The 13,234-nt window shown below is 61.6% G+C and carries 11 protein-coding genes; 8 read left to right on the plus strand and 3 right to left on the minus strand.

Features of this window, described 5'->3' with window-relative positions:
* Window positions 1–145: 145 nt before the first annotated feature.
* On the minus strand, window positions 146–982 hold the full coding sequence (locus SH809_11435) for a hypothetical protein (protein ID MDZ4700310.1): 837 nt from the start codon (window positions 980–982) through the stop codon (window positions 146–148).
* Window positions 983–1,094: 112 nt separating this feature from the next.
* Here SH809_11435 and SH809_11440 point away from each other — a divergent pair, with 112 nt between their 5' ends.
* From SH809_11440 to SH809_11470, 7 genes are all read left to right on the plus strand, one after another.
* Window positions 1,095–1,949 carry an inositol monophosphatase family protein gene (locus tag SH809_11440; GenBank protein ID MDZ4700311.1) on the plus strand — a complete coding sequence of 285 codons (855 nt, stop codon included), beginning with the start codon at window positions 1,095–1,097 and terminating at the stop codon, window positions 1,947–1,949.
* A 107-nt stretch (window positions 1,950–2,056) separates the two neighbouring features.
* The gene (locus SH809_11445; protein MDZ4700312.1) at window positions 2,057–2,890 is read left to right on the plus strand and encodes an enoyl-ACP reductase; all 834 of its coding nucleotides are present in this window, start codon (window positions 2,057–2,059) and stop codon (window positions 2,888–2,890) included.
* 7 nt (window positions 2,891–2,897) lie between these two features.
* Window positions 2,898–3,680: an HAD family hydrolase gene (locus SH809_11450; GenBank protein ID MDZ4700313.1), complete on the plus strand. Its 783-nt coding sequence runs from the start codon at window positions 2,898–2,900 to the stop codon at window positions 3,678–3,680.
* A 107-nt stretch (window positions 3,681–3,787) separates the two neighbouring features.
* Entirely contained in the window at window positions 3,788–4,540 is a 753-nt protein-coding gene (locus SH809_11455) for a L,D-transpeptidase (GenBank protein MDZ4700314.1), read from the plus strand.
* 126 nt (window positions 4,541–4,666) lie between these two features.
* The gene (locus SH809_11460; GenBank protein ID MDZ4700315.1) at window positions 4,667–6,085 is read left to right on the plus strand and encodes an NfeD family protein; all 1,419 of its coding nucleotides are present in this window, start codon (window positions 4,667–4,669) and stop codon (window positions 6,083–6,085) included.
* 49 nt (window positions 6,086–6,134) lie between these two features.
* Window positions 6,135–6,638 (plus strand): NfeD family protein, encoded by a 504-nt coding sequence (locus SH809_11465; protein MDZ4700316.1) that lies wholly within the window; start codon window positions 6,135–6,137, stop codon window positions 6,636–6,638.
* 94 nt (window positions 6,639–6,732) lie between these two features.
* Window positions 6,733–7,476: an energy transducer TonB gene (locus SH809_11470; protein ID MDZ4700317.1), complete on the plus strand. Its 744-nt coding sequence runs from the start codon at window positions 6,733–6,735 to the stop codon at window positions 7,474–7,476.
* 10 nt (window positions 7,477–7,486) lie between these two features.
* Here the strand turns inward: SH809_11470 and SH809_11475 are convergent, their stop codons facing one another.
* A complete protein-coding gene (locus tag SH809_11475) occupies window positions 7,487–8,812 on the minus strand; it encodes a nucleoside transporter C-terminal domain-containing protein (protein MDZ4700318.1) in 1,326 nt (441 codons plus the stop codon).
* A gap of 100 nt (window positions 8,813–8,912) precedes the next feature.
* Window positions 8,913–10,823, minus strand: a complete 1,911-nt coding sequence (locus SH809_11480) for a M1 family aminopeptidase (protein MDZ4700319.1) — start codon at window positions 10,821–10,823, stop codon at window positions 8,913–8,915.
* A 145-nt stretch (window positions 10,824–10,968) separates the two neighbouring features.
* On the opposite strand from SH809_11480, the gene SH809_11485 reads away from it, so the two are divergent.
* The coding region (locus SH809_11485; GenBank protein MDZ4700320.1) for a UvrD-helicase domain-containing protein at window positions 10,969–13,234 on the plus strand (2,266 nt) is incomplete at its 3' end.

Here is a 13,234-nt window from a genome sequence, read left to right on the forward strand (position 1 = left end):
CCCTCCTCGATTCGAGAGCCTGCCCCGTACTTGATACGGGGAGGGGCCTGAATTGTCACGCGGCAGCGCACTCCTTTGTAAACTGTCCGAAGTATTAAAATGCAAAATGCAACGTGAAAAATGACAACTTTTCACGTTGCATTTTTCACTCTTCAATGACTACCGGTTTTACGTCGGAGTAGGCGGCGACGGTTCGGAAGAGTTGTGGGGGGCGGAAGGGCATGACGATGAGGGATTCGAAGCGTGTGGTGAGGGGTACCCAGCCGGCCTCGGTGTTCTGAATATGCACAAAAAAGCGACTCTCTTCCCGGAAAAAGAGCGCCAGATCGATGCGATCGAGTTGGATTGCCACCAGCGCGTTCGACGCGGAATCGACAAAGAGGCGAACGCGTCGGATGTTCTTTCCATCGCCCGATTCGGGGCGAGCACGCACTTCAAACACGCGGGCCAGGCCATCGCCCATAAGCGAGTCCGGCTTCATCCTGTAGAAATACGCCTCGTAGTTTTGCGGCATCAGGTAGGGCGGATCGGCCAGCAAGAGGTATTCGGCGAGGTCGCGTGGGTCCTGGGTTTCGACGTTCGCGGACACGAACTGCTCGAAGAACCCGAATTCGAACATCCCGGATGAGTCCTCCTCCACCAGGTCGAAGCGCCGGGAGCCGGGCAGGCCGCTGTGCCGGACGGTTCGTTCGCGAAACGCGACCAGGTACTCGTTTTTATCCAGTTGCTCCGTTCGAAAGTAGCGGGTGAACTCGGCCAGCGCCAGTTGCTGAAACGCGCGGCGGATCGGTTCGGTGTCCGCTGAGGCAAACGCCGTCAGTACGGAATCCCGTTCTGCCCTATCCTGGTTGGATAGATTCCCGTAGGTGGCATATACCGCCTGGCCCGGGGGTGTCGCCTCGCTTCCGCAGCCGGCAGCCGCGGTCAATACAAGCACCAGCGCGGCCTGTGGGCAAACGGACTGGGTAAAGAGTCGCTTCATCGTCCTGATACGCGAAGTAGTGAGGATGCCGCGTTGAACCGAGCGATCGAACAACGGTTGCGCGCCGGCCCCCAAACGTACGTCAATGCTTCATTTCTAACGAATAGAATCTGTGAACACATCCCTCGGTACCCACACGGACCCTGAATTATACCGCCGGGCTTGCGACGTGGCCACGCAGGCGGCCCTCGAAGCGGGCCGGCTCGTTGCCGCCAGTGCGGGTCGGCTTCGAGAAGGTCAGGTTCGCGAGAAAGCCGCGCACGACCTTGTCACTGAGGTCGACGTGGCGTCGCAGGCCCTCATTACGCGTCGCTTGCTGGATGCCTTCCCGGCTTCGACTCTGTTGGGCGAGGAGGGTACGGACTTCGAGGAAGCGGCACGGCAGGTAGCCGGCTGGCGTTGGATCGTAGATCCTGTCGACGGCACCACCAATTTCGCCCACGGCGTCTCGCCCTATGCGGTCAGCATCGGCCTGGTCGTGGACGGGATGCCCGTGGTGGGGGTCGTGTACGAAGTATCGCGGGACGAGCTATTTACCGCGGTGACTGGGCAGGGCCTGTATTTGAACGGTCGGCGGGCGAACGTTAGCACGCGGGCTACTGTGAACGAGAGCCTGCTCGTTTCCGGTTTCCCGTATGCCCGGTTTGATCAATCACGTGCTTTTTTCGATATCCTGGGCCGGTTATTACACGACTCGCGCGGGGTTCGGCGCTCCGGTTCGTCGGCCACCGATCTGGCATATGTGGCCTGCGGCCGTTTTGATGCCTTCCTGGAGACCGGTGTCATGCCCTGGGATCTTGCCGCCGGGGTGGTGCTGGTCGCCGAGGGGGGCGGGCGCGCTACCAACTACCGCGACGAGCCGGGCCGCCTGTTCGATCGGCAGATGGCAGCGTCCAACGGGCGCATTCATGCGGAGCTGCTGACGTACCTGACGAGCGTTCAGGATGTTGTGCCGGGCAGCATTTAGATTGACGGTGAATTTCAAGGGGCTGGCTTGTGCCCGGGTAGGATGTCAGGCGCCGGCGTCCTAAGTTTGATGTTAGCAACCCCACGCGATCAATCCTCGATGTCGATATGGAAAAGAAAGGCTATGGCCTGCTCACTGGTAAAAAAGGGATCATCTTCGGCGCACTTGAAGAACGAAGCATCGCCTGGGCGATCGCTGAACGCGTTCACGAAGAAGGAGGGACGTTTATCCTCTCGAATGCTCCGGTTGCCAAACGAATCGGGACGGTAGACAAGCTGGCCGAACAGACCGGCAGCCCCCTCATCTGGGCGGACGCGACGAGTGATGAGGACCTCAAGTCGCTGTTCGAGCAGGCGAAAGCGCAGTATGGCGGCATCGATTTTATCGTACATGCGATCGGGATGGGGCTCAATGTGCGCAAAAATCGCCCGTACGAGGACCTCAACTACGAGTGGTACCAGAAAACGCTGGACATCTCGGCCATCAGCCTGCACCGATGCATCCATCATAGCCTCGAGACCGGGGCCCTGGCCGATAAGGCCTCCATCGTGACATTGACGTATATCGGGGCCCAGCGGGTATTTTCGTCGTATTCGGAAATGGGCGATGCGAAGGCGCTGCTCGAGAGCATCGTTCGCTCGTTCGGCTATCGGCTCGGGAAACGCGGCATCCGCCTCAATTCCATCTCCCAGGGCCCCACGCGCACCGTCGCCGGCTCGGGCATCGCCGGCTTCGATGCCCTGTTTGAGTTCGCGGAGCGGATGTCCCCACTCGGCAATCCGGATGCAAAGAGCTGCGCCGACTATACGGTTACGCTATTGAGCGATCTGACGCGAATGGTAACAATGCAGAACCTGTACAACGACGGGGGATTCAGCTCGATGGGTATTTCGGACGCCCTGCTCGCCGAGTTGAGCGAAGTCCTCAAATCGGCCGGATGACCCCTGCATGACCGCTGACGCACCTACCCCCGTCCGGCTCTTTGTGTCCGATATAGACGGGTGCGTGGGCGAGCCGTATCAGGCCTTTCACCTGCCCTCTATAAACCGACTCGCGAAACTAGCCCGTTCCGGCGGACGCATTGGCTCGTCCGGCCGATATCCCGCATTTAGCCTGTGTTCAGGCCGGCCGTTTCCGTATGTGGAAGCCCTCAGTCAGACGCTTGGACTGGTGGTGCCCGTTATTTTTGAAAGCGGGGGAGGGATGTTTGACCCGATTTCGGCCCGGGTGGTCTGGCATCCGTCTTTCTCGGATGAACTCCGCGAGGAAGTGGAGGCGCTCGGTCGCTGGATGATAGCGCACTGCATCCCTGGCACTTCCCTGTTGTTCGATTTCGCGAAGCGCACCCAGCCCGGGATGATCAGTCCGGACCCCGCGGAAATCATCCGCTGGTTGCCCGTCGTAGAAGAACGCGTCGCACGTCACCACCCGCGGTTGACCGTTCACCACACCCGCGTTTCGATCGACGTGTTGCCCGAAGGGATCGGCAAACGAATCGGGATGGCCTGGATGGCCGAGCAGTTGAACGTTTCGCTCACGGACATCGCGTACATCGGCGATTCAGGAGGCGATATCGAGACGCTGGCCGCTGTTGGTACTTCATTTGCTCCAGAGAATGCCATCGACGCGGTGAAGTCCGTCGTTCAACGCATCACCGCACCGCGCATCGCCGGCGTCGTCGAGGCGTACGAGGCGTGCGTAACGCACAATGACAGGTTTGAAACGAAATAGGGCGTTTTTCCATCGCCTACTTGTCGTTTGGGCGTACATCGCCTAGATTTAGGTCGAGTATTAGATTTACTTCCTCTGCTAACTCCCTGCCCGCCTTAGGATTTTCCATGATGATCTGGACGACGATCCACCTGCTGATCCTGGTTACGACCGCGCTCTCCGGACGTTTTGTCGCGGACGATGAGTTCGCGGACGCCAAACGGCTCTACTACACCATCGCGCGGGACGAGATGCTGCATCACGCCCCGAACACGGCGCAGGCTTACCTCGCCCTGCCCTTCCGTGAGCCATTGGTGATGCTCGAACGCAATCCTACGTGGAGTAAGGTCCGCACACGCGGGGGCGAACAGGGGTACGTACCCACCGCGTCCATCTCGAATACCTGGATCCGGGTCTCGAAACAGAGGAAGGCTGTTTACGTGTATCGCGGGACCGAGCTTGTGCGCAAGTTGCCGGCCGACTTCGGGGCCAACGTCGTTTCGGACAAGATTCGACGTGGGAATGTGAGTTCGCCCGACGACTGGCGTACGCCGGAGGGTACCTTTTTCGTAGTATCCAAAAATCCGAACAGTAAGTTTTACAAGGCCTTTGTGCTCAACTACCCGAATGCGGAGGACGCCGAGCGGGGGTACCGGGATGGGCTGATTTCGAAGGAACAGCGCGATGCCATCCACCGCGCCGAGCAACGCGGGGATGTTCCACCCATGGATACCCAGCTCGGCGGTTGGATCGAGATCCATGGGAGCGGGACCGGAGGTGGTACAAATTGGACGCAAGGCTGTATTGCGATCCGTAATGAGCAGATGGATGAGTTGTGGGCGCTCGTACACGAAGGGACGCCCGTGATTACCGAGTATTGAGTCCCGACACAAATCCCTCGTCCAGAACCTGGCGTATGGATCCTGGTGTCGAGGTGAATCTTAGCATGCCCCATCCGCGTACCTGATAGCAGATTCATTCAGCTGACTGGAACGCTCATGAAAGGTATGCGGCATTGGTTTTTTGTGGCCCTGACGGCGCTTGGCGCCCTGGGATTTCGGGCACCGGTGCAGGCCCAGCCATCTACCCCCGCCATTTTCTCCGAGGCCCTGGGTTCAGGGCCGGCGTTTGTGGTACCAGTGGAGGAGATGATCGATAGCGCGCTGGCGAATTATATCGCGCGTGCAACGGCAGAAGCTGAAGCGGCAGACGCATCCGTGATCGTCTACCATATCGATACCTTCGGAGGGTTGGTGGATGCGGCGGACAAGATCCGCAAGACGATCCTGGAGACTTCGGTTCCGACGGTCGCGTATATCGACAAAAATGCGGCGTCGGCCGGCGCGCTGATTTCGTATGCGGCAGACCGGATCGTGATGGCTCCTGGCGCGTCCATCGGCGCGGCGACGGTGGTTGAAGGGGGCACGGGGGCCGTGGCGGCGGAGAAATACCAGAGTTATATGCGCGGGTTGATGCGTGCGACCGCTGAGGCCAACGGCCGCGATCCACGGATCGCAGAAGCCATGGTGGATGACTCGCTGGCTATCGAGGGGATCTCCAAGGCCGGCGAATTACTCACCCTCTCGTCCAATGAAGCCCTGCAGTTTGGCGTGGCGGATGCGGTGGTGGAGAACCTGGACACTGTCCTGGCGGCACTCGGGGTAGAAGCGGAGCGGACGGTGAACCACCATGCCTCGCGGACAGAGCGCGTGCTCCGATTCCTGGGGTCGCCGGTATTGCAGTCGCTTCTGATGTTGATGATGATGGGCGGATTGTACTTCGAGTTGCAATCGCCCGGTATCGGGTTTGCCGGGCTGGCGGCCGCCGTCGGTGCGGCGCTGTTTTTTGCGCCGAGTTACATGCTGGGCCTCGTCGAGAGCTGGGAGATCGTCCTGTTTGGCATCGGGGTAGTGCTGTTGGTGGCGGAGATCTTTGTCCTACCCGGCTTCGGAGTGGCCGGGATCGCCGGCCTCATTCTGGTGGTGGGTTCGTTGTTTGCGGCGCTTGTAGGCAATGTCGGCTTTTCTTTCCCGGATGCGACGTCGCTCACGTCCGCCATCGCGACTATGGCCGTGACGATGGTGCTTCTGGTGGTGTTGATTTTTTCGGTCGGTCGATTCCTCCCACAGTCTCAACGGTTCAACAGGCTTGTGCTTGCCCCAGAGCTCTCCAGCGCCGATGGCTATACATCGGCCGATACCCATGAAGAGTGGCTCGGGGCCACGGGGCGCGCGCTCACGCCGCTGCGTCCATCGGGCATGATTGAGCTTTTGGTTGGAGAGCAGACCCGACGTGTGGATGTTGTGACTTCGGGCGAGTACATTCTAGCCGGCAGCGCCGTGCGCGTGGTCAGTGTGCGTGGCAGCCGCGTCGAGGTACAGCAGGTCGCGGCGGTCGGCGATGGCCGTGAAACATCCCGTGCGTAGCCCGTACACACCCCCCGACCTCCACACGCGCCACCAAATCCGAACCCCATTGGAATTCCTGATCCCCATAGCTCTGGTCGCCATTGGCATCAGCCTGATCCTGGTTGAGGTCTACCTGGTGCCAGGCTTTAATGTGGTTGGAATCATCGGGATGTTGTTCATTCTCTTTGCGGTTGGCCATACGTTCGTCGAATATGGGATCGGTGGGGGCGCGGTTGCTTTTGTGGGCTCCTCGGTTGTGATCGGAGGGTTATTTTATTGGCTATGGCAGACGGGCGCGTGGGATCGGTTTATTCTGGCGACGAGCCTGCGTCGGGATGATCAGCTGATCGCGCGGGAAAGCGAGGACCGGTCGCGGGTGCTCGGGCAGAAGGGTGTGGCGGTTACGCCACTTCGCCCCACGGGCATCGTCGAGATCGACGGCCGGCGTATCGAAGTGCGGACCGAAGGAGAGTTTATCGCGGCGGGGAGCGAGGTGCGCGTGGTGGCGATGGATCGCCGACAGTATTTTGTGCGGCTGGCCAATGCGCTTTCTGAAAGTAATCTACCCTGATACGTCGATTGAGGCGAAGGCAACCTTCAGCCCGTCCGAGGGTCTTCTAGGTGTCCCACGTGCACTGTGTTGCCTTCGAGGCCTTCGTATATCCATGAAGTATCTCCCGGTACGTACCCCTCTGGTGGTGTTGATCGCGCTGTTCCTGTACGCCGGCTGTACGACGGACTCCGGCATCGAGTATGGCCCGCCCGCAGGCTGGGAGGGCGTCGGTGAACGCTGGTGGCTGGCCGGCCAGGATACGAGCGGGTTCTATCCGAGGATGGAAACGCTCGACGACATGGCGTTGACCGACGAGGATGTGGTTTTCCTGGCGCCTGGCGAGATGGCGGCGCTGCGCCGCAACGACCGGTCGCAGTTCGAGCGGGCCGTGAAGCGCAGCCTGATCCGGCTGTTTCGCAACGAACCCGTGATTGTCGACTCGCTCTTCGAGGCCGAAATCAAGCCGATGTTGCCCGGAGTGACGTTTACGAACGACCCGGTGCAGGACGTGGAGACGTTTAAGCGTAGGGCATACAAACACCTCGCCCGGTTCTTCCGCGAACCCCGCGCCCGTCTCGAGCTGGGCACCGACGTCCCAGTGGTGTATCCGGATAGTCTGCGCGAACAGGGAATAGGAGGTGCCGTCGTGCTCCAGGTGCGGCTAGACGCCGAGGGGACGCCGTTCTCCGTGGAGTTGATCGAAGGGGTTCACCCCGTGCTCGACCAGATCGCGATGGAGGCGACGACACGCATGCGATGGCTGCCGGCGTATCTCATGGTGAAGAAGGACTGGCAACCCGTGCCGGCCTGGGCGCGCTTTCGCATCTCCTTCAGTAACTCTACCTCGGAAGGCTGAACCCCTCCGCTCACCCGATGAGCATGCCGGCGATGGTGGCCGTCATCCACGACGCCAGCGCGCCTCCGATGACCGCCTGAATGCCCAGCTTCGCCACATCGCTACGGCGCTCCGGTGCAATGCCCCCGATGCCGCCTATCTGGATGGCGATCGACGAGAAGTTGGCGAATCCGCAGAGCGCGTAGGCGGCAATGATCGTTGTACGCTCGCTCAAGACAGCTTTCAGGTTGCCGAGGGACAGGTAGGCGATAAACTCGTTCACCGCGATTTTTTCACCCAGCAACGAACCAAAGAGCAGCACTTCATTAGTCGGCACACCCATCGCCCAGGCGATAGGGGCAAAGATAAACGCAAAGATCGACTGGAGGGACAGCGCCGTGAAGCGGTCGTTGGTCCATGAAGCGATGACCGCGTTCAGATCGTAGGCCTCCCACCCGAATAGAACCGGCCGGCCAGCCAGGCCCAATAGGTAGTTTAGCATCGCGAGGAGCGCGATAAAGGCCAACAGCATGGCCGCGACGTTGAGCGCCAGCTTGAGGCCTTCCGCTGCGCCGTCGGCCGTGGCTTCGAGGACGTTGGAGCCCTGGACGGGCACTTCCATCTCTATGTGTCCTGTCGTGGAGGGTGCTTCGGTTTCAGGCACCATGATTTTGGCCATCACAATGGCTGCCGGCGCGCTCATGATCGAAGCCGAGAGGAGGTGCCCCGCGAAAAAAGCCTGCTGGGCGGGGTCATCTCCCCCCAGAAACAGGATGTAGGAGGCCAGCACGCCGCCGGCGATCGTGGCCATCCCCCCGGTCATGAGTGTCATGAGCTCGCTCCGCGTCATGGCCTGTATGTAGGGGCGAATGACCAGTGGGGCTTCCGTCTGACCGATAAACACGTTCGCAGCGGTCGCCAGCGACTCGGCGCCGGAGATCTTCATCGTCCGTGCCATAAAGACGCCGATACCGCGCACGACGGGTTGGACGAGTTTTAGATAATACAACATGCCCATCAGCGCGCCGAAGAAGATGATCGTGGGCAGCACTTGAAACGCGAAGATGTAGCCAATGGAGCCGTCCTGGCCCGGAGCGATGCCGAGCGGGCCGAAGATGAAGCGCGAGCCTTCAGACGTGAAACTGAGGACGCGCGCGAAGACGCTTCCGACGAATTCGAATAACGCTCGGCCGGGGGCTGTTTTCAGCACCACGAGCGCAAATCCGAGTTGGAGCAAGATGCCTACCCCGACCAGACGCCAGTTTACTTGCCGGCGATTCGACGAGCAGGCGTACGCGATGCCGACAAGTACCGCGATTCCAAACAAACCGCGGAGGACAAAAACGAGCGTGGTCATGGGGCCGAGGGTAGGGTGATCGCTGAAGCCGGCCCAAGATAGGATTTCCCGAGATAAAGTGAAGCGGAACGCAGACAGGCCGAAGAGATCTCCAGCTCTTTTAGCGAGGCCACTGGTTGTCCGAACGATCTACATCTGGCAGGAGGTGGTCCGGATCGATGTGGACCGAGCGGAGCTCGGCGGCTCGGGCGACGACAACGATGTAGTCCTGTTGCGCATACCCGTCGACGGAGAGACGCATCGTTTCGGAGGTGCCGTCCACATATTCGAAGCGAACATCGATAGGGAGGAGGACGCCGTTCGGTTGGTGGATGGCGAAGGTGGGCGGGCTTTGCCGGCCGGCGGCCTCGGTGGGTTCGAGGGAGGGGTTGAACGCGGCTGAACCGTAGAACCAGCCCCGCCAGAACCAGGTGAGGTCCTCTCCCGTGGCGTCCTCGATCGTCCGGAAGAAGTCGGCCGGCTGGGGATGGCGGTAGGCCCAGCGCGCGATGTAGGTGCGAAACGCGGCGTCGAAGCGGTCCGGCCCGAGGATGTATTCCCGGAGGAGCAACAGACCGAAGGCCGGCTTGCGGTAGGACAGGAAGCCGACCGCTTCGCGCTGGATGTGGTCGGCGGGCATCATGGAAGGTTGGGCGGCGAGGGGGGCGCGCATCTGGTCGGCGACGTACTCCGGCGACGCCCAGGCGAGGCGTTCGGCGGCGTCGCCGTACATGGCGCGGTTGGTGAAGTAGGTGATGAACGTCGCGAAGCCTTCGTCCATCCAGCCGTAGCGGCGTTCGTCGGAGCCGACGAGCATGGGAAACCAGGTGTGGGCGATCTCGTGGTCGGTGACGCCGTAGAGCTCCTGTCCGCGGTCGTCGAGGGCGCAGAAGATCACCATCGGATATTCCATGCCGCGGACGCGGCCGGCGACAGTGATGGCCGTCGGGTAAGGGTAGGGATGCCAGGTCTCAGCGTGGTGCTTGAGCGCGTGGCGGAGGTAGTCGGTGGCGCGTTCCCAGCCGGGGGCGCGGGTGGTGCCCAGGCCTTCTCGGGGATAGGCGGAGAGGAGGAGGATGCCGTTGTAGCTGGCGGCGTCGAGGATAAAAGCCGGCGACGCCGCCCAGGCGAAGTCGCGTACGTTCGAGGCCAGGAAGCGCCAGGTGAGGAGGCCTTCGCCTCCGGGGCGGCTTTCCCGCCGACCCACCTCGCCGGGTTCGACGATCGCAATCGTTTCGTCGCTCGTCATGGCTCGTTCGAGGCGCCGGCGCTGTTCATCCGTGTAGACCTCTTCCGGGTTGGCCAACTCGCCGGTGGCGACAACAAGGAAGTCGCTCGGGGCTGTCAGCGACACGTCGAAATCGCCGTATTCCAGGTAGAATTCTCCCTGGCCCAGGTACGGCATGGCGTTCCATCCCTCCACGTCGTCGTAGACGGCCATGCGGGGGTACCATTGGGCGATCTGGTAGAGGGGGCCTTGTTCGACATCGAGCCGTCCCATGCGGTCGGCTCCGTGTTCGGGGACTACGAAGGCGAAATCCATGGATACCTCCGCGACCGCGCCGCCCGGGAGCAGGGGGGTCTGGAGAGGGATGCGGAGGCGGGTGTCATCGATTTCCGGTTCGATGGCCGCGAGTTCGCCGTTGATCGAGACCGTGACGGCGTCGACGGTCATCCCGCCGCCCTCGAAGGCCCCGCGCCATCGGGAGTCCGCCCCGTGCAGTCGCGCGCCCCGGCTGTTCGGGGCGAAGAGATTCTGGTCGAGGTGGAGCCAGAGATAGTCGAGCGCGTGGGGGCTGTTGTTGGTGTAGAGGATGGTGACGGTCCCCTCGATGCGATGAGTGACAGGGTCGAGCACGGCCTCGATCCGGTAGTCGGCCCGCTGTTGCCAGTAGTGTTCGCCGGGCGCGCCCGAGGCCGAGCGGTAGGCGGTCGGCGCCGGCACGGGGAGGGCGTCGAATGCCGCGTTCTGGGCGCCCGCCGGGCCGGCGAGAAGCAGGAGCAGGCTGGCGAGGCGGAGGCGATTCGTCATGGGTGGGATCGGCGATAGGGATGCAGGAAACGCGATGCAGGATGCTCACCTTCAAATCATCTACAATGATCCGCGCGCATTGAACCTTGCACGTTTTTCGGTATCTTGCAGTCCCTTCGCTTTAACCATTTGTGGTCACCGATTCATGCGGCAATTTCGATTGGAATTCGACGCCGAGGCAACGCCGGCGCCGTCGATCCAGGCAGACCAGATTCTCCAGGGACTCAACGAGCGGCAGCAGGAAGCGGTTCGGGCGACGGACGGGCCGGTGATGATCGTGGCCGGCCCGGGGTCGGGGAAGACCCGCACGCTCACGCACCGCATCGCCTATCTGCTCGCCCTCAACAAGGCGCGGCCCTATCAGATCCTCTCGCTCACGTTCACCAACAAGGCGGCGCGGGAGATGAAAGATCGGGTGGAGAAGCTTGTAGGCCCCGAGTTGGCCGGCGGGATGTGGATGGGGACGTTCCACTCGATCTTCGCGCGCATGATGCGGGTAGAGGCCGAGGCGCTGGGGTATACGCGGGACTTCTCGATCTACGACACCGAGGACGCCGAACGGATCATCCGGGAGCTGATGGGTTCGCTGAACATGGACACGCGCCAGTTCAGCCCGCGCTCGATGTTGTTCTTGATCTCGAGCGCCAAGAACCATATGGTCAGCCCCGAGGAGTACCAGCGGCTGGCGGCGACGGCGCAGCAGGACCTCGCCGCGCGCATCTACAAACCCTATGTCGAGACGCTGAAGCGGGCAAACGCCATGGACTTCGACGATCTCCTGATCAAACCCATCGAGCTGTTTCGGCTCCGGGCGGACATTCTGGAGAAGTACCAGAACCGGTGGACGTATATCCACATCGATGAGTATCAGGATACGAACCGCGCCCAGTACCTGCTGACGAAAACCCTGGCGGATCGGCATCGGAATATCTGCGTCGTTGGCGACGACGCGCAGAGTATCTACGCGTTTCGTGGGGCGGACATCGGCAATATCCTATCGTTTCAGCGCGACTATCCGAACGCGTCCACCATCCGGCTCGAACAGAGTTACCGCTCGTCGAAGCGTATCCTGCGCCTGGCGGACTCGATCATCGGCCATAACAAGGACCAGCTCGAAAAGACGCTCTGGACGGAGAACGGAGACGGCACGCCCATCGTGTTGATGGAGGCGGTGTCGGAGAAGGACGAGGCGCAGAAGATCGAGCGACGCATCCGCGACCTGGGCGTACGCGCCGGCTACAGGCACACGGATTTTGCGGTCCTATACCGGACGAACGCGCAGAGCCGTTCGCTCGAAGATGCGCTCCGCCGCGGCGGCATCCCATACCGGGTGGTTGGGGGCACGTCGTTTTACCAGCGACGAGAGATCAAAGACGTGCTGGCCTACTTGCGGCTGGCCGTCAACCCGAACGACGTGGCGAGCCTCCGGCGGGTGATCAATTACCCTGTGCGCGGCATCGGAGCGAAGACCCAGGACGAGTTGTTTGCATTTGCCGAGCGTCAGGGGATTTCCGCCTGGGAGGCGCTGGAACGGCTGACGGAAGTAGGCCTGACGACGCGGACCCAGACGCTGGTCGGGGCGTTTCGGGACATGGTCAAGCCCTACATGCAGCGGGCATTCACCGAGCCGGCGGACGCCGTCGCGCGCGACCTGATCAAGGAAACCGGCATCCTGGCCGACCTGCGCGACGAAGGTACCCAGGAAGGGCTGGTCCGATGGGAAAACGTTCAGGAGCTCATCAACGCCATCGCCGAATTCACCGCGCAGGAGCGGGATGCGGCGTCGCTCAGTTCATTCTTGCAGCAGGTGTCGCTGTTTACCGACCAAGACGCGACCGACAGCCGCGACGAGCGGGTGACGCTGATGACGCTGCATGCGTCGAAGGGACTCGAATTCGAAGTGGTTTTTGTCGCCGGCCTGGAGGAGGGCCTGTTTCCGCTGGCGAATGCCTCGCAGGAGCGGAAGGAGCTGGAGGAAGAGCGCCGGCTGTTTTATGTCGGCGCGACCCGCGCCAAGGCGCACCTGTTTCTGTCGTTCGCGCGGAGCCGGTTCCGGTTTGGCGAGACGACGTCGAGTATCCGGAGTCGGTTTCTGGAAGAGGTGGACGCCAGCGTGCTGCTCACCGAGGCCGGCGAGACGCTCGAACAGAAGCCTAACCGGTTCCAGGTCACCGAAAAGCGCTCCATCGCCTACGAGCGGCTGGATCCACATTATTACCGCGAGAGCCTCACGACCCCGAAGCCCAAGCCGAAGCCGGCCAAATCCGGCGATCGCCGAGTCGTGTACGACGAAACCGAGGGGGGACGCATCGTCCCGGGCGTGGTGGTGGAGCACGAACAGTTCGGCGAAGGCAAGGTCCTGTCGATGGAAGGCGTCGGGGATCAGGCGCGGGCGGTGGTCTTTTTTAAAG

The sequence above is a fragment of the Rhodothermales bacterium genome (assembly GCA_034439735.1).
GTDB lineage: Bacteria > Bacteroidota > Rhodothermia > Rhodothermales > JAHQVL01 > JAWKNW01.

Bases quoted from the DNA above. Each gene is read 5' to 3' on its own strand.
- SH809_11435 (MDZ4700310.1), bottom strand. From the start codon at position 982: ATGAAGCGACTCTTTACCCAGTCCGTTTGCCCACAGGCCGCGCTGGTG.
- SH809_11445 (MDZ4700312.1), top strand. From the start codon at position 2,057: ATGGAAAAGAAAGGCTATGGCCTGCTCACTGGTAAAAAAGGGATCATC.
- SH809_11450 (MDZ4700313.1), top strand. From the start codon at position 2,898: ATGACCGCTGACGCACCTACCCCCGTCCGGCTCTTTGTGTCCGATATA.
- SH809_11455 (MDZ4700314.1), top strand. From the start codon at position 3,788: ATGATGATCTGGACGACGATCCACCTGCTGATCCTGGTTACGACCGCG.
- SH809_11460 (MDZ4700315.1), top strand. From the start codon at position 4,667: ATGCGGCATTGGTTTTTTGTGGCCCTGACGGCGCTTGGCGCCCTGGGA.
- SH809_11470 (MDZ4700317.1), top strand. From the start codon at position 6,733: ATGAAGTATCTCCCGGTACGTACCCCTCTGGTGGTGTTGATCGCGCTG.
- SH809_11475 (MDZ4700318.1), bottom strand. From the start codon at position 8,812: ATGACCACGCTCGTTTTTGTCCTCCGCGGTTTGTTTGGAATCGCGGTA.
- SH809_11480 (MDZ4700319.1), bottom strand. From the start codon at position 10,823: ATGACGAATCGCCTCCGCCTCGCCAGCCTGCTCCTGCTTCTCGCCGGC.